Source organism: Ralstonia sp. 1138 (assembly GCF_040544795.1).
Classification (GTDB): domain Bacteria; phylum Pseudomonadota; class Gammaproteobacteria; order Burkholderiales; family Burkholderiaceae; genus Ralstonia; species Ralstonia flatus.
Window position 1 is genome coordinate 149,052 of sequence record NZ_JBEPKQ010000002.1, and the last position, 17,357, is coordinate 166,408.

Here is a 17,357-nt window from a genome sequence, read left to right on the forward strand (position 1 = left end):
CTCTATGGCGGCTAGATCGCGAAGCGAGATGAGCGTCTCCTTCTGGCGCCCTCTTGATACTCATCTCGCTTTGCTCACTCTGGCTTGCGCCGTCATCTGCTGCCGATTCGTCGATCGGTTTTGTTGGCGGCGCTTACAGTCGATCGCCTCCGCGCCGCCGCTCGTTACTGATACTCCATCAGCACCGACATGGCGCCATTCACCGTGCCGGGCGTGACGTTGGCTTCGGTCTGAACGTAGGACACCCGCATCGGGATTGAGAACGAACCGCCGGTGTCCTTGTTGTAGTCATCGATTCTGGTGGACGTATCGAATACAACAGGCGCCCCCGCACCGTCAGTTACCTTGATCCTCACGCCTTTGGCGGTCGATTCGGGCGAAAGCGGCAATACACCCGCCGAAGTCTCGATCGTGTCGCCCACCGGCTTGAGCCTGTAGAAGATCTTGTTGTATCCCTTCGGGCAGTCGTTAATGCTGATCTGGAAGCTGCGCTCGGCGGCCGTTGCGCCGATACCAGTCAAGCTTCTTGCGCGGGTGGGTTGCAGCTCTACGGTCTGACTTGGCACCGAGCAGCTTCCTTCGACTCGGGTCAGCCTCGTGTTAAGGCGGATGTAGTTAATGATCCTGTCGGATCCCGACGTTGTCTTTGTGAAGAACCAGAACTGAATGGCATCGGTTGTTCCGTTAATCAACTCGGGGGTACTGTCCCTCAGCAATTGAATTTCGATGGGCGAAGAGAATGTGATGGGCGACTGATCTTCATTCAATCTTGTCTGAGGCTCCCCATTGACAAGGACTTGCATCCTCAAGCCTTTGATTTCCGTGGCAACGATCGGTCCGGTCACCGCCACGCCCTGTACGTCACTCGGGAGGAAGTGCATCTGGCTAAAAGGAAGGAAATTCACCAACCTGCATGTGCCCTCGCCACATAACTTTTGAGGCGTCAAATAGTCTCTGGCCACAACCGTGTTAGCCGCAACATCCCGGGGCAGTGAGAGTGCGGTAGTAAAAGGACGGAAATCCGTGCCGAAAGCGGACGTGGCCGCAGTCAAGCACAGCGTCGTCGCTACTGCCCGCCCCACCACGCGCATGTCTTTCAGACCGGGCCGGTGCATCTTCATTAGTTTGAGATACGCCCGTGCTTCGAGTGCGCCGTTCAGGTAGACGTGGTTTTTGGTGAGTCCGCTCGCGCGGGAAGACGTAGACCCGTGGGGGGGTGTTGAAGGTGGAGATGGGTACGACGCGGGGCGGTTCCCGCTTGGACTATTTGGCATAGAGCCTCCGTGAGTATTGATCGGAGGTCCGCCTTCTCGTCGCCAGACGAAGGTGGCGGGCCTGACGGCGGGGCTGGCGAACCGGTACTCACGGCAACCGGCAGACCTTGCGGTCTCCCCACCCGGCCCGCCATAGGAGGCATGCGCGAGTGTGCGCGAGCGTATCCGCCAAGCGGACGCTCGTTGTGAGTATGTCGAATCGCCAGACCCGACTGCCGTTGGTGCGGCAGCGGGATGGATTATAGCGATGCGGCCGGCGCCAAAAGTTGGATTCTTGATTCGTCGGGAGCGACGGTCGGAAGGTCCCGCTCCAGCCTCAAACAGTGGCGCTTCACCCTCAGAGAGTGGAACGCGAGGGTCAAACACTGGCGTTTCACTGTTTGAGGGTCGAGCGTCAGTGTCAAAGAGTCGAATTCGACGCTCTGAGGGTCGCGTTTGAGCCTCAAACACTCGAACTTCACTGTCTGAGGGTCACGCTCCACTGTCTGAGGGTCGAGTGTCAGCGTCAGAGAGTCGAATTCGACTGTCCGAGGCTCGCGCTTCACGTTCCAACACTCGAACGGCGTGGGCGGGTGTGCCCGCCCCATGTGCCAGCGGTTTCCGTCAAAAGTTGTGTACAGCATTGCGATACGCCGCAGCGGTAGCCAACCTCATCGGGTTGTGCCAATCGGCATGACGTTGATATCCGCTTTAGAAGGAACGCAATGTCTCAGAACTTGATCTCGTTTCAACCCAGCGCCACCGACCTGACCGCCATTGACAGTGCGCTGAAGACACTGGAAGAGAAGCTCGTCGGCCTGATCGGCCTGTCAGTCGAGCAACGCAGCACGCTCATGAAGATGGGCGACAAATCCGAAGCGTTCTGCCGCCAGGCCGTGGAACTGCTGAGCAACAACCCCAGCGTGCTTCCTGCCAATTTCAACCTGCAGGAAATGCGACGTGACCTGGTGGGCTTCGACACCCTCCGCCCTCGCCTCGCCCGCGTGGAGAAGTTGCTGGAACGAATGCAGGATTCGCAACTGGCGATGGGCAGTGATCTGATGACGGCCGCGCTGGAGGGTTACACGTACCTGAAGGTTGCGGGTAAGGGCGAAGGGTTGGATTCGGCGCGGCGTACGTTGTCGGCGCGGTTTAGCCGGGGGCCGCGGAAGAAGGCGGAGGAGGTGGTTGGGGAGTGAGGTGAGGGGCTGCTGATGGTTTGATGGTGGCCTAGATGTGAGAAAGCCCGCGATGCTGAGAGGCTCGCGGGCTTTTTTTTGTGGCGCCCCAATTATGGTGGCGTCTCAACTCTGCCAGTGAGTTGATGGCCAAAGGGCTACCAACTGGGGCGAAGAAATCTGCGCGGTTCGCTCGCCCGTCCAAGCAGTATTCACTTGTCTCTGACGAATCACGTTGCCGATAGGCGTCGATCAAGCTCTACCCCGGTTTGTATATTCCAGAACGCTTCGCGCCTACTCCTCTTTCGGAAGCCATAGGAGTTGAACTCCAACGTGTCTGCGCAGGAATGAAGCGAGGAATAATCGCTTAGTCCAAAAGTCATTTCGCCTTGATCGATTTGGATCGCCGCGCCACCGAGCGAGGTCGCGACGCCAGCCTTCATCGTCTTCCCCCATGTCTTTTAGTACCTCAAGCAGCTTCTCCGTGGATTCCCACAGAGACGATTGCTCTTCATCTGCGAGAAGGCCGAGCACCCGCGTAAAACTCGACTTCTTGGACTCTTCTTTCTCGCTATGCAAAGCAAAGATCTTCGACGTTGGTGTGAAAGTCACATGCTTGTGCACACCACCAATAGTTCTCACGTCCAACAAAGGAACGTAATCAAGCAGAGAACCAGAATCGAACTTGGCTTGGAGTTCGGCTTTGCTCAGGGTTGAATTCGTGGCGTAAAAGGTCGGGTACCCATTGTCAGCAAGTTCTTTCAATCTATCCCATTGATGGAAGTCATCTATGAACGCACCAGAGGCATCACGAGTTCTGTGTGGAATCTTGAAGCGAAAGTACTCTCTTCCCCAGTGCGACCACTCTTTTGCGCCCTGACTCGTAAGCTGCCCGGAGAGTTTGTATTGAAGGAAGAAATTGCAGCCTTCGCCATTTGGCATGGGCGCGTGGCGCAACCATGGAAGATGAAAAGCCGTATCCCATCCGAGATCAAATTCAGCGAAAAGGGACGGCACATGGGCGAAAGCCCAGTGGCCATGATGCTCAAAAACTTTGCGGATGAAAGCTGTATTCACGGCTTGCTGGAGTTGCGATTCAGAGAAGTTCGGTTCACGCATGTGTGATTGCCGGGGTTAACGTGTCAACAATGCAACTCATTCATCCGCTTACGGATGTAATTCAAGTTGTCCCGCCACGGCGACATCTGCTGCGTCGTCACAGACAGCCGCAAAATCCCATCTCGATCCGCCTTAAGCCGCGCGCACTCCGCATTAACACTGCTGACCTGCTGCTGAACCGCAACCGCCTCAGCCGCCAAGTCCCGATCCCGCTGCGCCGTCCTCTGATCCCACTGCCGCGCAAGCTGCTCTTCCGCGCGCTTCGCCGCTGCCGCAGCCTCTTCCATCTCACGTTGACGAGCGTTGCCCGGTGCCTCGGTGGGCACATTGCCGACGAGCGCGCGCATCGCCTGCCCACACGGCGCTTCCGTGTAGACCGTCTGTCCGTTGATCACGCATTTGTTGACGCCGGCCGGAGGCGTGGTGGCCCGTGCTGTGGGTTGCTGCACGGTGGGCACCGGCTGACGCTGTGGCGGCGTCGCGGTGGGGGCCGGCTGTGTTGAAGCAGCCTGCTGGCTCGGCACGGCTGTGCCGTTGCCAGTGAGCCGCAATTGCTTCGCGGCGATGTAGACGACCAAAAGAACGGCCACCCACACCATCAAGGAAATAATCCAGTGCACACCCTGCTTGGCGCCCTGGGGTGGCTTGCCATACCAGCGGGCGTATTCCTTCTGCCAGTCGGGATTGCGCAGCTGCGGCTCTCGACGGTCTCTGAACCAATCGCGATCTTGTACTCCCACGACCCTCACCCCTTTCTATGGCGGCTTGTTTGTTATTTGCTGGAACCGTGCCGGACATAATCCGCTGGCCAGATATAAGTGGTGCACCTGCTCCCGGCGAGGACCTACGCTACAACGAATTTATTCGGCGCGAAATGCCACAAATTGGGGTGTCGAACGCTCGCTTTGCTAAGGCTCAAAAATGGATAAGGCCTTGCAACTGCCGAACGCCCTTCCCCGGCTGTTCGCCCGCTTCGATGTTTCTCTTTGATTTTTAAGGGGAAAGCGCCGTGTGCTTATGTGACCGGAACCACGAGCCTCCTCGCTGGCGTTAGTCTCGTCGTAAATCAAATGGGTTAGGCAGCTTGTGACTGTGCGTAGAACTCAGGCCTTCGCTGTCCAGCCCCTGGCTCTCAGCCAAGCATCGAAAAACGAAAGACACGGTGCTCTGCCGGAATGGTGGCCTGCGCGAGCGGAGCGGCCAATGGCATTCCGTCCGCGCTATTGGTAAAGAGAACGAATCCGTTCCGAGATGACAGCGACACCATGGCAAATGCGCGATACCCGGGGTTGTTTCCCCAATGCCAGAGGTATGCGTCGTGGTTGGTCGTCTCGATGCCCCATCCGTACCCCCACGTCAGGCCCAATGCAGGGTCAACGTCGATGGGCTTGGCGAGGGTCAGGTCCAGCAAGGCGGTGTCGGCCAGCAGTGCCGAGATGAGCTTTGCGTAGTCCTCCGCCGTGGTGTAAAGCGACGCAGCCGCGTTGGCCTCGCTGAACACCAACTGGGTGCGTGAACTGCCGTTTACCAGGCGCTCGTGAATGGTGTCCGTCAGATGCAGTGCGGAATGGCGCATGCCGATCGGCTGGAAAACAGACTTCGACACGCAGGTTTCATACGCCTCGCCAGTCACGGCACCGATCACCGCCTGCAAGAGCACATAGCCCTCGCCCGAGTATTGCCATCGCGTGCCCGGCTCAAACGCAGGAACGAGTTTGCCGCTCGTCCAGTTTGGTAGACCCGAGCTGTGATTCAGCAGCGTTGCTACAGGAATCTGCGCCAATGTGCTCGCAGGGACGAGATCGACCAGGGCCGCCTTTTGGGGGTTAAAGGGGTGCTGACGGTGTTCGTAGCCATCCGGCAGATAGCGCGAAACCGGCGCCTGCAAATCGAGCCGCCCCTCGCGCACCAGATTCAGCGCAACAAACGCGGTCACGGGCTTGGTCAGAGACGCCGCTTGATAGACAGCGCCAGGCTGAATGGGGCGATCTGGCGAGCAACTTGACACCACCGTGGCGGTGCTGGGCTTTCCAGCCGCGAGGATGGCGTAGCTTGCCGCGCAAACACGGAGCCGATGAGCGAGAGCTGGAAAGGGTTCGCCGCCGAACTTGGAAAGGTCGGTTGCACAAGATGCCAGGAACGGCGCCAGCGCACCGGCTGCAATGAATGATCGACGTGGAATTGCCATCTATCGCCCTCTCGTTGATCGCAGCCCGCCTATCTAAGCCACGCCACACCGGCAACAAAAAACCCGCGACGCTCTACGCTTCGCGGGTTTTTTTTCGGGCATCGCTCATCAAACGCTGCCAGTAACTTGGTGGACCGAAGGAGGATCGAACTCCCGACCTCCGCATTGCGAACGCGGCGCTCTCCCAGCTGAGCTATCGGCCCGTGGCGACAAAGTTTAGCCGAATTTCCGGAGCCCTTTCAATCGGGGGTTTAACCCCCGTTTTCCATGCCCGGATTGCCTTCCATGCCCACAATGCGCGGCGTGTTCAGCGGCCTTGCGGTCACTTCGCGCTGGTCGCGCAGCCAGTCGGCCAGCACGTCCCACACGGGGCGCCCGCCAGCCTTGCGGGCTTCGGGCGATACGGCGGCCCAGCCGGCTACTTTGTATCGGCGGTCGGCGTCGATGGGCTTGCCGCTTCCCGGCCCCAGGCGCATGTCGGTAATGCGCTGGCCCATGGGCTTCATCGGGTCGATGGTGTAGCGCAGGCCGCCGGTGCGCACCATGTCGCCGCCCTGCTGGTAGTACGGGTCTGGGTTGAACAGGTTGTCGGCCACGTCTTCCAGCACGGTCTTGATGGTGGCGCCCGTCATCTCGGTCAGCGTGGTCGCCGGGTAGGTGATGGCGGTCTGGGCCATCAGCGCTTCCATGGTCAGGGCCTCGCCGGGCAGCAGCGTGGTGCCCCAGCGGAAGCCGGGCGAGAAGGCAATCTCGGCGCCCTGCGCGTGCATCAGGCCATCAACGATGAGCTGGTCGAACGTGCCGTTGAAGTTGCCGCGCCGGTACAGCAGGCCACGGTTGGTGGCGAGCGTTTCGCCCAGCTTGTCTTTGTACGGCGCCCGCACGCGGTCAATCAGCGCGGTCATGGCGGGGTCGGCCGGCAGCAGATCGGCAAACACGGGCAGCAACGTATAGCGGATGTCGCGCACGGTGCCGCCGCGCACATCCAGATCGAGCACGCCGACAAACTTGCCGTTGGCGCCCGCGTTGGTGACGAGCGTCACGCCGCCTGGGTTGCTGACCTTGACGGGTGCGGGCACCGCATCGTGCGTGTGGCCGCCCAGGATGGCGTCCAACCCGCGCACGCGCGAGGCGAGCTTCAGGTCGACATCCATGCCGTTGTGCGACAGCAGCACGACCACCTTGGCGCCCTTGCCGCGCGCCTCGTCAATCATCTTCTGCAGCCGTTCTTCCTGGATGCCGAAGGTCCAGTCGGGCGTGAAATCGGCCGGGTGGGCGATGGGGGTGTACGGAAACGCCTGCCCGATGATGGCGACCGGCACGCCGTTCAGCTCGCGCAGCACGTAGGGGTCGAACACCGGGTCGCCAAAGTCGGCGGTCTGGATGTTCTGCGCGACAAAGGCGACCTTGTTCTTGAAATCGTGATCGACCACGTGGCGCACGCGGTCGGCGCCGTAGGTCATCTCCCAATGCGGGGTCATGACGTCCACGCCCAGCGCGAGGGCCGCGTCGACCATGTCCTGGCCGTTGGTCCACAGCGCGGTGGCGGAGCCCTGCCAGGTGTCGCCGCCGTCCAGCAGCAGCGCATTGGGGCGCGTGGCGCGCAGCCGCTTGATGAGCGTGGCCAGATGCGCGAAGCCGCCCATGCGGCCGTAGCGGCGGGCGGCCTCGGTAAAGTCCAGCGCCGTAAAGGCATGCGCGGCGCGCGAGCCCGGCGCAATGCCGTAACGCTTGAGCAGCGCGTGCCCGACCAGATGCGGCGGCTGCCCGGCCCATTGCGCCACGCCCAGGTTGACGCTGGGCTCGCGGTATTCAATGGGCAGCAGCTGCGCGTGGCAATCGGTGAAGTGCAGCAGGTGGACGTTGCCGAAACGCGGCACGTCGTAGCTGAACGTATCGGCGTGGGCGTCGGTCAGGCGCAGGCCGGCGGCTGCGGCAATCGCCAGGGCTTGAACGAATTCGCGACGGTTCATTGTTTGGGGCTGTGAGCGTAGCGGGCCAGGTCGGCTACGTCGTCTTCCAGCATCTCGCCGACTTCCTTGCGCACCACGCGCCCCTTGGCGTCGAGCACGAGCAGTTCGGGCAGGCCCTTGCGCGGGCCGGTGGCGGCGCACAGCGCATCGGTTTCCATCGTCACCGGAAAGGTGAAGCCGCGCTTGGCGACGTAATCCTTCGCGAGCTGCGGGTTGGCGTCGATGCTGATGGTGAGGATGCGCAGGCCGGTGCCGCGCGTGGCGTCGTAGAGCTTTTGCAGGCGCGGGTTCTGCAGCGCGCAGAACGGGCACCACGACGCCCACGTGGCGATGATGACGGGGTGCCCGCGCCACGCATCGCCCGGCACGCGCGTGCCGTCGAGCAATTGCACGTCGGGCAGCGCCACCACATCGCCCACTTCGACGGCCTGCACGGTGCTTGCGGCAAACGCCATCGCCGCTGCCGCCCACATCAGGAACCGTCGAAGCGTGTGCATGGCGTTACTGGCTTACTGATTCACTGGAGAGGCCGGGTCGAACAACAGCGCCATCACGTCGCGAATCTGCTGCTCGGTCAGGATGCCCTTGTGCCCGAAGCGCGGCATGTTGGAGCACGCCGCATACGCGTTGGAGTTGTAGATCTTGCCCCACGTGTAGCGCAGGATCGCTTCCGAATCCCCACGCAGCTTGCCGTACTGATACAGCGACGGGCCGATGGTGCCGTAAGACAGTTCGTCTTTCGACAGGCGGTGGCACGCGTAGCAGTTGGCGCCGTTCGCGCCGCCGGCCGGGTCGGAGAACTGCATGCCGCGGCCGCTCTGCGCGGTCTTCTCGCCTTCCTTCCAGTCGCCCAGCCATTTGTTGTCTGCGGGGTAATGGATGGTCTTGAATTGCGCGTCTTCCAGCTTCTTGGCAACCGCAGCGGGCACGGCGTTGCGGTCGGCAAACTGGCTGCAGACCTTCTGCACGTCGTCGCGCTCGGTCACGCCTTCCACGGTGGCGGGGCCCTTGGAGACAAAGCTCTCCTGGATGACCTTGGCGAGTGCCGCGTCGGCCTTGGCTTCGGGCTTGGGTGGGGTGACGGCCTTGGCGGCGTCGGCTGCGTGGGCGGTGCCGGCAGCCAGGGCCAATGTGAGTGCCGTCAGAACGATGGGGGTCAGTCGGGTCATGCGTGGCCTCATCGTGTCATCGTTTGATGGACGGCGCGTCCATCTTGCCGCCGTTGGCGTTGCGGGCAAGGAACATCTCCAGCGCGGTAATCACCTCGCTGCCGTAGAGCGGTTCCGGAAAGCGCTGCTGGCGCAGGCAGTCGTACAGGCGGTGCTGCATCGTGCGTACCTCGCCCTGTGAGACGCGATAACCCGGCCACGTGGAATACGCAAAGCGCGCGCCGTCGGCGGTCAGCAAGTCAGGCAACTCCTGCAGGCGGATGCGCAAACCCGGCTGGGCATGGCACGTGGCGCAGGCAAAGTCATACGCGCCGCCGCGGTAGAAGAACATGCGGCGGCCGAGTTCGTACACGCGCTTTTCTTCGGGGTGGGCGAGCGGAATGTCGATGGCCGCGCCGCGCGATTCGGAGGCAACGTACGCCATCAGCCGTTCAATGTCCGACGCCTTGCCCGGCGACGAGAACGGGCGGGCCGATGCCTCTTCCTTGGTCAGGCCTTGCAGCGTCATGCGGCAATGCATGAGGCGCTGTTCAGCGTCCATCACGCGGCCGGTGTCTTTGAAGTAGCGCGGCAGCTTGGCGTAGGCGCCCTTCACGACGCCGGGGCCAAGGCCCAGGTCGCACGCTTCAAGCGAGGCCTGCTTGGGGCCGGCGGGCTTCTTCCAGAGTTCTTCGCCGGCGGCTTCCCAAAGCTCAGCCGGGTTGCCGTCGGCCAGCATCTCGCGGTACTGCGCGATGCCGGCGGCGGTGCTGTCCTTGGCGTCCTGCGCGGATGCCATGACGGCGCTGCCGGCAACCAATGCCGCAGCCAGCGCCATCGTCCATGTCTTGTGTTTCACGGTCCCCTCCGTGGGTCGCCTACGGTTTGATATAGGCGAAACCTTCTTCCTGCTGCAAGCGGGTGATTTCCACCACGCCGGCCGGCACCACCTTGGCTTCGAGCAGCAGCTTGTCTTCCGGCACCTTGAAGGCCATCAGCGAGTTGTGGCACACGCGAAACTCCACGCCCATGCTGGCCAGCGCCGCCACCGGTGCATCGAACGAGCGGCCTTGCGCGTCCTTGGCGCCTTCAACGAGGAAATCAATGCCGTGGCCCAGCGCCACCACCACGATCTTCGTGCCGGGTGCGCCGTTCAGGTGGTTGCGCAGGTTGCCGATGGCGCGCACGGCCTGGTCGATGCCTTCGCTCAACTGGTAGACCACCTTGTAGCGGGCACCGGCGCCGCCAGCGCGCGGGGCGTTCTGGGCAGCGGCCTTGCCGGCCACGCCCAGGGCCGCCAGTGCGGCGGTCACACGAAAGAAGCTGCGTCGCATTTGAGCCTCCGAGGCTTTGCTGAATCGACCTTATTGGATTGCCGTCTCGTCGGTGCGCTTGTCGCCGTGGTTGTCCACCCACGTGACCGTCACCTTGTCGCCCTTGGCGCCGCCCTTGAACTTGAAGTTGAGGAACGGATCTTTCGACACGGCCGGGCCGAACTGCGCGTCGAGCACGGTCTTGCCGCTGTGCTGCACCGTCACGTTGGTGATGTGCCAGGCGGGCACGACCTTGCCGGACGCGTCTTTGCGCTGGCCGGTTTCCATGTCGTGCTTCATCAGGATCTTCACGTCGGTGGTGCCGCCGTTTTCCATCGCGCGAATGCGCATCGGGTCTGCCATGTTGTTCTCCTGATGTTTAACCGCCGCAGCCACCGAGGGTGACCTTCACTTCCTTGCTCGCCAGCACCCACTTGCCATTGGCACGCACGGCGGCGTAGACCGTCGAGGTCTCGCCCATCTTCACGCGCGTGCTGACAAACGGGTCGGTCCCGGCCGGAATGGCGAACGTAGCGGCCAGCGTGTTCGGGTTCTTTTCCACCAGGATGGCGATGAGGTCGGTGCCCGGCAGCGTGCTCGTCACGACCAGCGGCACCACGGCGCCGTTTTCTGCGATGTCCGGTGCGGTGAGCTGGATGCCGGCGCCGCCCTTGTCGACCGCGCCGCCGCCCAGTTGCTTGAGCACGTCGTTCACACCCTTCACGGCAAAGGCGGCCTTGTTCCACTCGGCCGCCTGGGCTGGCGTGGCAATGCCGGCCGACACCAGCAGCGCCATCATGGCGCCAGCGCGCAGCACGTCGCGGCGGCTCAGGTTGATTGCGTCATTCATCGTGCGTTCCTCACTTGGCCGGGGCGCCCGCGAGCACCCAGTCGATCACGGTTTTCAGATCGGCCTCGGCAATCTTCGGATTGGCCGGCATCGGGATCTGGCCCCAGTTGCCCATGCCGCCCTCGCGCACCTTCTTGATGAGCTTGGCTTGCGCGCCGGCATCGCCCTTGTACTTGGCGGCAACGTCCCGGTAGGCCGGGCCGACGAGCTTGCGGTCCACAGCGTGGCAGCCCATGCAGGCGTTCTGGTTGGCGATGGACAAGGCGCGTGCCGCATCAACGGCAGCCAGCGCGGGCGTGGCGGACAGCGCCAGGCCGGCCAGCACCGCCGCAGCGGCGAGCGTGGGGGCGAACTTCATGTGGTCTCCAGAAGACGAGGCTGCCCGCATGCGTGTGCGGGCGAAATGGCGGGAATCGGACCCGGTATTGTGCCCGAAACGGGCCAAATCCTATGTCGCCCGCAAATGTCGCCCGCAAAGCAAAACGCCCGGTACCTTTCGGCCCGGGCGCTTGGTTTGGGGATGCGGCGATCAGGCCATCGCCCGCCGTGCCGCCAGCCGGCCGCCAAACACGTTGAGCAGCAGCCCGGCCATGACCACGGCGCCGCCCAGCCATTGGGCGGGCACCAGGCGCTCGCCCAGCAGCACGGCCGCCGACACCAGCCCCACCACCGGCACCAGCAGCGTGAGCGGCGCAACCTGGCTGGCCGCGTAGCGCGCCAGCAGGCGGCTCCACAGGCTGTAGCCGAAGATGGTGGCGCCAAAGGACAGGTAGACGATCGCGCCGATGCTCGATGCGCTGATGTTCGCCAGGCTATGCGCAATCTGCTCCGGCCCCTCCAGCCAGTACGACAGCAGGAAGAACGGAACCGGCGGAATGACGGCGCCCCACACCACCAGGCTCACCACATTCACGGGCCCGACGCGCTTGGTGACGATATTGCCGCTGGCCCACGAAAACGCCGCGCACAGCGTCAGCAGGAAGCCGGCGGTGGTCATGCCCGTGGCCGCACCGCCGCCCGCCATGCCGATGACAGCCAGCCCGCCCGCCGCCACGGCCATGCCGGCCAGATGGAACCAGCGGATCGGCTCGCGCAGCACGATGGCGGCAATCGTCAGCGTAAAGAACGCCTGCGACTGCAGCACCAGCGAGGCCAGCCCCGCCGGCATGCCCACGTACATGGCCGAGAACAGGAACGCGAACTGCCCAAAGCTGATGGTGGCGCCGTAAGCCACCAGCCACTTGAGCGCAATCTTGGGGCGCGGCACGAACAGCACCGCCGGGAACGCGACCAGCGCAAAGCGCAGCGCACCCAGCAGCATGGGCGGCACGCCGTGCAGGCCCACCTTGATGACGACAAAGTTGACGCCCCACACCAGCACAACGGTCAGGGCCAGCAGCAGATCCTTGGGAGACATGATGATCGGAAGGTTCAGACGGCCGCCCGTGCGGCCACATGACGCACTGTAGGCGCCGGCCGCCTAGGCGACTTGCACAATCTTGCGCATTGTTTGTGCCGGCGCCTCGGCCTTGCCTTCCTTAGCCCAGCATGTCCGACCAGATCGCACGGCTCCAGCCTTGCGCCAGCTTGCCCTCCGCTACGGAAGGTGCATCGGAAAGCCCACCGGCGCCGGGCACCGACACCATGGTGTGCTCGGCCGCGTCGTAGCGGTGGACGGTTGCCACGTGCATCGCCTCGTCGGGCGTGGCAAAGCTGTAACAGGTGTTGGTATACAGCGGTGATGCGTCGGGCGCGTGGCCGGCCAGCATCGCCACCACGGCGGCGGCGGCCACCTTGCCGTGCTGATTGGCCATGTGGCCCGACTTGGGCATCAGCGGTGCGGTCTGGATGGCATCGCCAATCACATGCACGCCCGGTGCCACCTTGGATTCAAACGAGAGGAAATCCACTTCGCACCAGCGCCCGTTGGCCGTGGCCAGCCCGGCCTGCACGGCAATTGCCCCGGCACGCTGCGGCGGGATCAGGTTGACGACATCGGCCTGCAGGTCGTCCTGCACATCGAACTTGAGCACGCGGCCCGTGGCATCGATGTCGACGGCGTTGTATTGCGGGCGATATTCGATGTGCTGCGGATAGCGCTCGGCCCAGACGCGCTTGAACAGCGCGCCCTTGGAGGTCACGTCGTCGTTGGCATCGAGGATGAGCACGCGCGAATCGGGCTTGGCGCGCTGCAGCCAGTTGGCGATCAGGCACGCACGCTCGTACGGCGCGGGCGGGCAGCGGTACGGCGCCAGCGGAATGCTGATCGCCACCGTACCGCCGTTGGGCATGGCTTCGAGCCGATGGCGAAGCGCCAGCGTCTGCGTGCCGGCTTTCCAGGCGTGCGGCGCTTGCGCAGCGGTGGCCGCATTGGCGAGACCGGGAATCGCCCCCGGCACGAAGTCGATGCCGGGCGAGAGGATCAGCCGGTCGTAGTCTAGCGTGCCGCCGCCGGCCAGCCGCACCTGCTTTGCGTCCAGGTCGATGGCCGAGGCGCGGTCGCGCACCCAGCGCACGCCGTGGCGCTCGACCAGCGCGTCATACGGCACGGTGATCGACGCCATGTCGCGGTCGCCCGACAGCACGAGGTTCGACAGCGGGCACGAGACGAACGCGGCGTTCGGCTCGACCAACGTGACATCGACACGGCCGCCGGAAAACACGCGCACGTACTTGGCCGCCGTTGCGCCGCCATAGCCGCCGCCCACGACCACCACGCGCGCGTTGCGCACGCCCGACAGCGAAGCGCAGGCGGCCAGCGGCCCGGCAAGCGCAGTGGCCCCGAGCGCGCGCAGCAGTGCGCGCCGATCCTTGCGCAGCCATTCGCTCATGGCGCCTCCTGGGGTTGGCGTGACAGCCAGCCGGCAATGGCGGCGATCTGCGCATCGTCATAACCGCGGGCGATCTGGCCCATCACCGTGGAGGGGCGCGCGCCGCTGCGGAAGGCCTGCATTGCGTCGATCAACTCGGCCTGCGAGCGACCGGCCAGCGGCGGCAGCGTCTGCGCGGTCAACTTGGCGCCGGGCGCGGTATCGGCGTGATGGCAGCTGGCGCACGTGGCAGCCCAGGTGCGGGCCTGCAGATTGGTGGGGGGAAGATCGGCCGCATGGGCCACAGTGGGCGCGGGGGCCGTCAGCAGCGCCGCAAGCAACGCTGCGGCGGCAAGGCGGTGGACGACGGGCATCGGGGGGCAGCGAAGTCGCGGAAGCGTCATACGCTAACACGCACGGCGCGCCGTGGGCCCGGTGATGCGCGCAGCCAACAAAAAACGCAGCGCGGTGGCTGCGTTTCTTGCATTGCGATGTGGCCGAGGCCGCTTACGGCAGCTGCTTGCCCGGCGGCAGCGCGGGCGAGGTGGTGGGCGACACGGTCACGCCCGGCGAGGCCGACGTGACGGGCGCCGGTGCCTGCGTGGCCGTCGGCGTACCCTGCGCACGCGTTGGGGTGCCTTGCGACGCGTCGGGCGCCGTCGACGGGTTGGTCGACGAGGCATTCGCGTCCAGGCGCTTGCGCTCGTCTTCGGTCACGTAGTCGAACACCTTCACGACCTTGTTGACACCGCTCACGGTGCGCACGGCTTCGGTGGCCTTGTTGCCCTCGGCCTCGGTCACCACGCCGAGCAGGAAGACGGTCTGCGCTTCGGTGGTCACCTTGATGGAGTTCCAGGGCACGCCTTCCGTGCCGGCCAGCACGCTCTTCACCTTGGTGGTGATGTACGTATCGTTGGTGCGCGAGCCGAACGTGCTCGACTCCGGCGTCACGACGATCTCGTTGACCACCTCGCGCGCGTTCTGCAGCTTCTGCGCGTATTGGCCGATCTCCTGCTTGGTCTGCTCGGTGCCGGCTTCGCCGGTCAGCAGGACCTTGCGGTTGTAGACCGTCACGTTGACGTGGGCACGGCCGTCGTAGCGCGAGATCAGCGTGTTCTCGGCTTCCATCTGTAGGCCGCGGTCGATGGTCTGGGTGGCGGTCGGGCGACGGTCGGTGGCAAGTGCCACGCCGCCAGCCACGGCGCCCGCAAACAGCGGGAAGCAGGCGGTCAACTGCGTTGCGGTAATGCCGGCCAGGGCGGCCAGCACGGCGGTGCGCGTGACCGTGCGACGGAAACGGGCAAACGTAGGCGACGAGAGTTTCATGCTGTCCTTGAATGAAGTCCGGAAGAAAGAAGAGCGAGGTTCATGCGGATTTACGCATCAACGCCGAAGGCATCGCGCATCCATTCGATACGCGCACCGTCGATGGCAATGACGTCAAAGCGGCAGGCCGGCACATCTTCAACCTGCCGCGCGAGAAAATCTTCAGCCGCGGCAATCAGGCGACGCTGCTTGGCGGGCGTGACACTCGCGGCCGCCCCGCCGAAGCGCTGCGTGGAACGCGCCACGCGGGCACGCACCTCGACAAACACCAGCGCGCCGGCCGCGTCGCGCATCACCAGATCGATTTCGCCGCCCTTGCAGCGATAATTGCGGCTGACGACGGCCAACCCGCGCGCTTGCAGGTAACGCAGCGCGCGGTCCTCACCGGCTTCACCGGTGGCGGCTGTGATGGGCTGCGGCGCATGCATTCGCGGTTTGAACCAAGTAACTGAGAGAAGTTCTCGTGAGTGATCCTGACTGGACCCTGCTGGCGCACGACCAGCACTATCCCGCCGGCGCATTATATGTGGTGGCTACCCCCATCGGGAACGCTGCGGACGTGTCGCTGCGGGCGCGCTACGTGCTGGGCATCGTCGACGCGGTGGCCTGCGAAGACACGCGCAACACCGGGCAGTTGCTCAATCGGCTGGGGCTGTCGCGACCGATGCTCGCCGCGCACGAACACAACGAGCGCGAGGCCGCTGAACGCATCGTCGCGCGCCTGGCGCAGGGCGAGCGCATCGCGTATGTGTCCGATGCGGGCACGCCGGGCGTGTCGGACCCGGGCTCGCGGATTGTCGAGGCGGTGCGCGCGGCGGGCCAGCGCGTGATCCCGCTGCCGGGCGCGAGCGCGGTGGTGACGGCGCTTTCTGCTGCCGGGGAATTGCTCGACACGTCCGGTGGGCAGTTCACCTTTGTCGGCTTCCTGCCGCCCAAGGCGGGGCAGCGCGACGCGGCCATCCGCCAATGGGCCGCGCACGGGCCGGCGTGGGTTCTGTACGAGGCACCGCATCGCATTGAAGCCACGCTCGCTGCATTGGCGGAACACCTGCCGGCGCGACGCATTCTCATCGGCCGCGAGTTGACCAAGCTGTTCGAACAGATCGTCGTGCTGCCGGCTGCGGATGCACCGGCGTGGCTTGCCGCCGATGCCTCGCATGGCAAGGGCGAATTCGTTCTGGTGGTGGAAGGCGCGGGCGCACAAGACGCGGCACCGACCGCGATGGCGGCGGACCAGGTCTTGCGTCTGCTGTTGGCTGAACTGCCCGCCAAGCGTGCGGCCAAGCTGGCCGGCGCGATTACGGGCGCTTCGGTGGACGCGCTGTATCAAAGCGCGCTGGCACTGAAAAACGAAGGGAAGGACTGAGGCAGCAGGAAGGCGGCCGGATCAGCAGATCAACGGCGCTTGGCGCGACGCTTGACCGCTTTCTTCTTGACCGGTGCGGGTTCATCGGCACCCACATCGGCATCGCCATCGTTGCTGGCGACATCGGTCTGCGTCAGCTCAGGGCGCAGCGCTTCAACTTCCGCGCGCGACAGTCGGCGGATTTCCACTTGCGTCGAACCGCGCTTGACGAAGTCGAGCCGCTTGGCTGCCGCATACGACATGTCGAGAATGCGCTTGCCGTAGTAGGGGCCGCGATCCGTCACCTTGGCCACGACCACGCGGTCGTTGGACAGGTTGCGCACCAGCACCCAGCTTTGCAGCGGCAGCGACGGATGCGCCACCGTGAAGGCATTCATATCGAAGCGCTCGCCGCTGGCAGTGCGGCGGCCGTGGAAGCCGCGGCCGTACCACGAGGCCAGGCCGCGCTGCTCGAAGGTGCCGAGATCAGCGCGCAGGCCGGGGCTCGTATCGGTGTTCTCGTCGAGCTTGAGGCTGCTCGAATCGGGCACCCCGCGGAACGACAGCGTGCCCCAAGCGTCGGGGTTGTCGCGCGGGTCGGCCACCTTCAACGCGGGTGCGGTGGGCTTGCTGGCCTGAAGGCCGGATTGCCCACCCGCGGGCGGCTCGCCAGGAACGGCGGCACAGCCCGCCAGCACCAGCAGCGCGGTGCCGTGCGTCAGCCAGGCACGCAGCGTGCGGCCGGCCGGAAGGCAGGAAATCGGATGGGTCAACTTGAGCATGGCCGCGAGTCTAACATGCATGCTTCGATCGTTTATTTACATTTCCTATTAAAACGATCACATCATGCTGTC

Annotated in this window: 20 protein-coding genes, 1 tRNA gene and 1 pseudogene; 3 read left to right on the forward strand and 19 right to left on the reverse strand. The window is 64.2% G+C overall.

Features of this window, described 5'->3' with window-relative positions; genetic code table 11:
* Window positions 1-40: 40 nt before the first annotated feature.
* A pseudogene (locus tag ABIC76_RS08340) lies at window positions 41-124 on the forward strand (IS5/IS1182 family transposase); the annotation flags it as partial.
* Between the two features lie 40 nt (window positions 125-164).
* Here ABIC76_RS08340 and ABIC76_RS08345 read toward each other — a convergent pair.
* Entirely contained in the window at window positions 165-1,121 is a 957-nt protein-coding gene (locus ABIC76_RS08345) for a fimbrial protein (RefSeq protein ID WP_354533669.1), read from the reverse strand.
* A gap of 857 nt (window positions 1,122-1,978) precedes the next feature.
* Between ABIC76_RS08345 and ABIC76_RS08350 the strand changes: the two genes are divergently transcribed.
* Window positions 1,979-2,452 carry a hypothetical protein gene (locus ABIC76_RS08350; RefSeq protein ID WP_354533670.1) on the forward strand — a complete coding sequence of 158 codons (474 nt, stop codon included), beginning with the start codon at window positions 1,979-1,981 and terminating at the stop codon, window positions 2,450-2,452.
* A 273-nt stretch (window positions 2,453-2,725) separates the two neighbouring features.
* Here ABIC76_RS08350 and ABIC76_RS08355 read toward each other — a convergent pair whose 3' ends face one another.
* The 17 genes from ABIC76_RS08355 to ABIC76_RS08435 form a co-directional block, all read right to left on the reverse strand.
* The gene (locus ABIC76_RS08355) at window positions 2,726-3,550 is read right to left on the reverse strand and encodes a hypothetical protein (RefSeq protein WP_354533671.1); all 825 of its coding nucleotides are present in this window, start codon (window positions 3,548-3,550) and stop codon (window positions 2,726-2,728) included.
* 23 nt (window positions 3,551-3,573) lie between these two features.
* Entirely contained in the window at window positions 3,574-4,290 is a 717-nt protein-coding gene (locus ABIC76_RS08360; RefSeq protein ID WP_354533672.1) for a hypothetical protein, read from the reverse strand.
* Window positions 4,291-4,682: 392 nt separating this feature from the next.
* Window positions 4,683-5,738 carry a serine hydrolase domain-containing protein gene (locus ABIC76_RS08365; RefSeq protein ID WP_354533673.1) on the reverse strand — a complete coding sequence of 352 codons (1,056 nt, stop codon included), beginning with the start codon at window positions 5,736-5,738 and terminating at the stop codon, window positions 4,683-4,685.
* Between the two features lie 127 nt (window positions 5,739-5,865).
* Window positions 5,866-5,941: transfer RNA gene (locus tag ABIC76_RS08370), tRNA-Ala, on the reverse strand.
* A 48-nt stretch (window positions 5,942-5,989) separates the two neighbouring features.
* Entirely contained in the window at window positions 5,990-7,711 is a 1,722-nt protein-coding gene (gene soxB, locus ABIC76_RS08375) for a thiosulfohydrolase SoxB (RefSeq protein WP_354533674.1), read from the reverse strand.
* Window positions 7,708-8,208 carry a TlpA family protein disulfide reductase gene (locus ABIC76_RS08380; protein WP_354533675.1) on the reverse strand — a complete coding sequence of 167 codons (501 nt, stop codon included), beginning with the start codon at window positions 8,206-8,208 and terminating at the stop codon, window positions 7,708-7,710. The genes soxB and ABIC76_RS08380 overlap by 4 nt, the downstream gene beginning before the upstream one ends.
* A 12-nt stretch (window positions 8,209-8,220) precedes the next feature.
* Window positions 8,221-8,880, reverse strand: coding sequence for a sulfur oxidation c-type cytochrome SoxX (soxX, locus tag ABIC76_RS08385; protein WP_104566650.1), 660 nt, complete (start codon window positions 8,878-8,880; stop codon window positions 8,221-8,223).
* Between the two features lie 16 nt (window positions 8,881-8,896).
* Window positions 8,897-9,697 carry a sulfur oxidation c-type cytochrome SoxA gene (gene soxA / locus ABIC76_RS08390; RefSeq protein WP_354534203.1) on the reverse strand — a complete coding sequence of 267 codons (801 nt, stop codon included), beginning with the start codon at window positions 9,695-9,697 and terminating at the stop codon, window positions 8,897-8,899.
* A gap of 40 nt (window positions 9,698-9,737) precedes the next feature.
* Window positions 9,738-10,193, reverse strand: a complete 456-nt coding sequence (locus tag ABIC76_RS08395; protein ID WP_354533676.1) for a DsrE family protein — start codon at window positions 10,191-10,193, stop codon at window positions 9,738-9,740.
* 30 nt (window positions 10,194-10,223) lie between these two features.
* On the reverse strand, window positions 10,224-10,535 hold the full coding sequence (gene soxZ / locus ABIC76_RS08400; RefSeq protein WP_102063865.1) for a thiosulfate oxidation carrier complex protein SoxZ: 312 nt from the start codon (window positions 10,533-10,535) through the stop codon (window positions 10,224-10,226).
* 16 nt (window positions 10,536-10,551) lie between these two features.
* Window positions 10,552-11,022, reverse strand: a complete 471-nt coding sequence (gene soxY / locus ABIC76_RS08405; protein WP_037027121.1) for a thiosulfate oxidation carrier protein SoxY — start codon at window positions 11,020-11,022, stop codon at window positions 10,552-10,554.
* 10 nt (window positions 11,023-11,032) lie between these two features.
* Complete coding sequence (locus ABIC76_RS08410; RefSeq protein ID WP_354533677.1) at window positions 11,033-11,380, reverse strand: c-type cytochrome; 348 nt, start codon at window positions 11,378-11,380, stop codon at window positions 11,033-11,035.
* Between the two features lie 171 nt (window positions 11,381-11,551).
* Complete coding sequence (locus ABIC76_RS08415; RefSeq protein ID WP_102063864.1) at window positions 11,552-12,439, reverse strand: EamA family transporter; 888 nt, start codon at window positions 12,437-12,439, stop codon at window positions 11,552-11,554.
* 121 nt (window positions 12,440-12,560) lie between these two features.
* Window positions 12,561-13,853, reverse strand: coding sequence for an FCSD flavin-binding domain-containing protein (locus ABIC76_RS08420; RefSeq protein WP_354533678.1), 1,293 nt, complete (start codon window positions 13,851-13,853; stop codon window positions 12,561-12,563).
* Window positions 13,850-14,206 carry a c-type cytochrome gene (locus ABIC76_RS08425; RefSeq protein ID WP_354533679.1) on the reverse strand — a complete coding sequence of 119 codons (357 nt, stop codon included), beginning with the start codon at window positions 14,204-14,206 and terminating at the stop codon, window positions 13,850-13,852. Before ABIC76_RS08425 ends, ABIC76_RS08420 begins: the two co-directional genes overlap by 4 nt.
* A 133-nt stretch (window positions 14,207-14,339) precedes the next feature.
* Window positions 14,340-15,158: a BON domain-containing protein gene (locus ABIC76_RS08430; protein ID WP_102063861.1), complete on the reverse strand. Its 819-nt coding sequence runs from the start codon at window positions 15,156-15,158 to the stop codon at window positions 14,340-14,342.
* Between the two features lie 50 nt (window positions 15,159-15,208).
* Window positions 15,209-15,586, reverse strand: a complete 378-nt coding sequence (locus ABIC76_RS08435; protein WP_004628719.1) for a YraN family protein — start codon at window positions 15,584-15,586, stop codon at window positions 15,209-15,211.
* 35 nt (window positions 15,587-15,621) lie between these two features.
* Here ABIC76_RS08435 and rsmI point away from each other — a divergent pair, with 35 nt between their 5' ends.
* Window positions 15,622-16,524: a 16S rRNA (cytidine(1402)-2'-O)-methyltransferase gene (gene rsmI / locus ABIC76_RS08440; RefSeq protein WP_102063859.1), complete on the forward strand. Its 903-nt coding sequence runs from the start codon at window positions 15,622-15,624 to the stop codon at window positions 16,522-16,524.
* Between the two features lie 29 nt (window positions 16,525-16,553).
* Here rsmI and ABIC76_RS08445 read toward each other — a convergent pair whose 3' ends face one another.
* Window positions 16,554-17,285 (reverse strand): septal ring lytic transglycosylase RlpA family protein, encoded by a 732-nt coding sequence (locus ABIC76_RS08445; RefSeq protein WP_354533680.1) that lies wholly within the window; start codon window positions 17,283-17,285, stop codon window positions 16,554-16,556.
* Between the last annotated feature and the right edge of the window lie 72 nt (window positions 17,286-17,357).

Excerpts from the sequence above, each read along its gene's own strand:
- ABIC76_RS08345 (WP_354533669.1), bottom strand. The coding sequence starts at position 1,121 with ATGAAGATGCACCGGCCCGGTCTGAAAGACATGCGCGTGGTGGGGCGG.
- ABIC76_RS08350 (WP_354533670.1), top strand. The coding sequence starts at position 1,979 with ATGTCTCAGAACTTGATCTCGTTTCAACCCAGCGCCACCGACCTGACC.
- ABIC76_RS08355 (WP_354533671.1), bottom strand. The coding sequence starts at position 3,550 with ATGCGTGAACCGAACTTCTCTGAATCGCAACTCCAGCAAGCCGTGAAT.
- ABIC76_RS08365 (WP_354533673.1), bottom strand. The coding sequence starts at position 5,738 with ATGGCAATTCCACGTCGATCATTCATTGCAGCCGGTGCGCTGGCGCCG.
- soxB (WP_354533674.1), bottom strand. The coding sequence starts at position 7,711 with ATGAACCGTCGCGAATTCGTTCAAGCCCTGGCGATTGCCGCAGCCGCC.
- ABIC76_RS08380 (WP_354533675.1), bottom strand. The coding sequence starts at position 8,208 with ATGCACACGCTTCGACGGTTCCTGATGTGGGCGGCAGCGGCGATGGCG.
- soxX (WP_104566650.1), bottom strand. The coding sequence starts at position 8,880 with ATGACCCGACTGACCCCCATCGTTCTGACGGCACTCACATTGGCCCTG.
- soxA (WP_354534203.1), bottom strand. The coding sequence starts at position 9,697 with ATGGCGCTGGCTGCGGCATTGGTTGCCGGCAGCGCCGTCATGGCATCC.
- ABIC76_RS08395 (WP_354533676.1), bottom strand. The coding sequence starts at position 10,193 with ATGCGACGCAGCTTCTTTCGTGTGACCGCCGCACTGGCGGCCCTGGGC.
- soxZ (WP_102063865.1), bottom strand. The coding sequence starts at position 10,535 with ATGGCAGACCCGATGCGCATTCGCGCGATGGAAAACGGCGGCACCACC.
- soxY (WP_037027121.1), bottom strand. The coding sequence starts at position 11,022 with ATGAATGACGCAATCAACCTGAGCCGCCGCGACGTGCTGCGCGCTGGC.
- ABIC76_RS08410 (WP_354533677.1), bottom strand. The coding sequence starts at position 11,380 with ATGAAGTTCGCCCCCACGCTCGCCGCTGCGGCGGTGCTGGCCGGCCTG.
- ABIC76_RS08415 (WP_102063864.1), bottom strand. The coding sequence starts at position 12,439 with ATGTCTCCCAAGGATCTGCTGCTGGCCCTGACCGTTGTGCTGGTGTGG.
- ABIC76_RS08420 (WP_354533678.1), bottom strand. The coding sequence starts at position 13,853 with ATGAGCGAATGGCTGCGCAAGGATCGGCGCGCACTGCTGCGCGCGCTC.
- ABIC76_RS08425 (WP_354533679.1), bottom strand. The coding sequence starts at position 14,206 with ATGCCCGTCGTCCACCGCCTTGCCGCCGCAGCGTTGCTTGCGGCGCTG.
- ABIC76_RS08430 (WP_102063861.1), bottom strand. The coding sequence starts at position 15,158 with ATGAAACTCTCGTCGCCTACGTTTGCCCGTTTCCGTCGCACGGTCACG.
- ABIC76_RS08435 (WP_004628719.1), bottom strand. The coding sequence starts at position 15,586 with ATGCATGCGCCGCAGCCCATCACAGCCGCCACCGGTGAAGCCGGTGAG.
- ABIC76_RS08445 (WP_354533680.1), bottom strand. The coding sequence starts at position 17,285 with ATGCTCAAGTTGACCCATCCGATTTCCTGCCTTCCGGCCGGCCGCACG.